Raw genomic sequence first — 1,403 nt, 5'->3', positions numbered from 1 at the left:
TAGACTTTAGATAGTCCCACATTTAGCCAGTAAATTATCTAATTTTTTCTGACCATCCAAAGCATACAAATCATCACAACCACCGATATGTTCATTATTAATAAAAATCTGTGGTACACTGCGTTTACCGTTGGACCGTTCCGCCATGGCTTGACGAGCGCTTTCATCCCCATCAATCTTGTATTCGGTGTATTTTACCCCTTTCCAACCCAGCAACCATTTGGCCCGAATACAGTAGGGACAAGTTGCCCACGTGTAAATTTCCACATTGGCCTTGATATTCTCGTTATAACGCCCAAAAAGCGAGTTAAATAGATTTAGCATCGTTCTTACTAAGTAGTTAGGTGTTAAAAACTGTCAGATGCCCCCCTTATTAAGGGGGGATTAAGGGGGGATTAAGGGGGGATCCATCTTCAATTTAATTATAACCAGCTACTTACTCTCCTATTTATCTCTATTTTATGGATTCTGCTACCAAAAAAGCCCAATTACGCAAACAACTAATTACCCAAAGACGATCGCTTCCTAAGCATATTTGGCAAGAAAATAGTCAGCAACTTTGCAAAAATTTACAATCTTTACCCCTCTTTCAACACGCTAAAACCATTCTCGCTTACTTCAGTTATCGTCAGGAGCCGGATTTAAGTTCCTTATTTTGCCAACACCATCGCTGGGGTTTTCCCCGTTGTGACGGAGATAGCCTGACTTGGCACTGTTGGACTGCCGATGATCCCCTAGAATTAAATCGTTATGGCATCTACGAACCAACAGCGATCGCTCCTCTCATTTTACCTGCCGAAGTGGACTTACTATTAATTCCCGCCGTCGCTTGCGATCGCCAAGGTTATCGCTTAGGTTACGGGGGGGGTTATTTTGATCGTCTCTTACATTCCCCCGAATGGCAAGCTATCCCCTCGATCGGGATTGTCTTTGACTTTGCCTATCTCGATACCCTTCCCGTCGATACTTGGGACCAAAAATTACAGGCAATCTGTACCGAATCGAGAACCGAAATTTTTTAAGTAGGTAGGTATTAAAAACTTTCAGATCCCCCCGCCTATCGGCACCCCCCTTATCAAGGGGGGCAGGGGGGATCGAACCTCAAACCCATTTTTAATTTAATTATAACCAGCTACTTAACAATTATTTCCTTTTGTGCGATCGGTTTAACTTATATAGGAGCGATCGATCTTTGTGTCCTTTGTGTCTTTGTGGTTCGTTCTGGTCGTTCGCTGGCACTGTATCTTAGAATACATTTTACCCACCGACTACTCATATATTAAGTTTTATTGAATCCGATCGACCCTTAAGATAGCTTTGCTAGGATGAAATTCACATCAGGAGATGTTTATAGTAATCACCGGAAAAAGTCAACAGGGAAGCAATGAAACACTTTCACGAAC

2 protein-coding genes are annotated in these 1,403 nt (G+C 42.3%); one reads left to right on the top strand and one right to left on the bottom strand.

The genetic code is table 11. The features are described 5' to 3' along the window. Positions 1-6: 6 nt before the first annotated feature. The gene (gene grxC / locus PX484_RS24310) at positions 7-324 is read right to left on the bottom strand and encodes a glutaredoxin 3 (protein WP_002751734.1); all 318 of its coding nucleotides are present in this window, start codon (positions 322-324) and stop codon (positions 7-9) included. A gap of 137 nt (positions 325-461) precedes the next feature. On the opposite strand from grxC, the gene PX484_RS24305 reads away from it, so the two are divergent. Next, on the top strand, positions 462-1,022 hold the full coding sequence (locus tag PX484_RS24305; RefSeq protein WP_002804573.1) for a 5-formyltetrahydrofolate cyclo-ligase: 561 nt from the start codon (positions 462-464) through the stop codon (positions 1,020-1,022). Positions 1,023-1,403: the final 381 nt, after the last annotated feature.

This window comes from Microcystis sp. M49636_WE2, from assembly GCF_030065375.1.
In the GTDB taxonomy this organism is placed as follows: domain Bacteria; phylum Cyanobacteriota; class Cyanobacteriia; order Cyanobacteriales; family Microcystaceae; genus Microcystis; species Microcystis aeruginosa_C.
The sequence above is the reverse complement of the archived record's forward strand: the minus strand, read 5'-3'. Positions and strand labels throughout refer to the sequence as shown.

Bases quoted from the DNA above. Each gene is read 5' to 3' on its own strand.
- PX484_RS24305 (WP_002804573.1), top strand. From the start codon at position 462: ATGGATTCTGCTACCAAAAAAGCCCAATTACGCAAACAACTAATTACC.
- grxC (WP_002751734.1), bottom strand. From the start codon at position 324: ATGCTAAATCTATTTAACTCGCTTTTTGGGCGTTATAACGAGAATATC.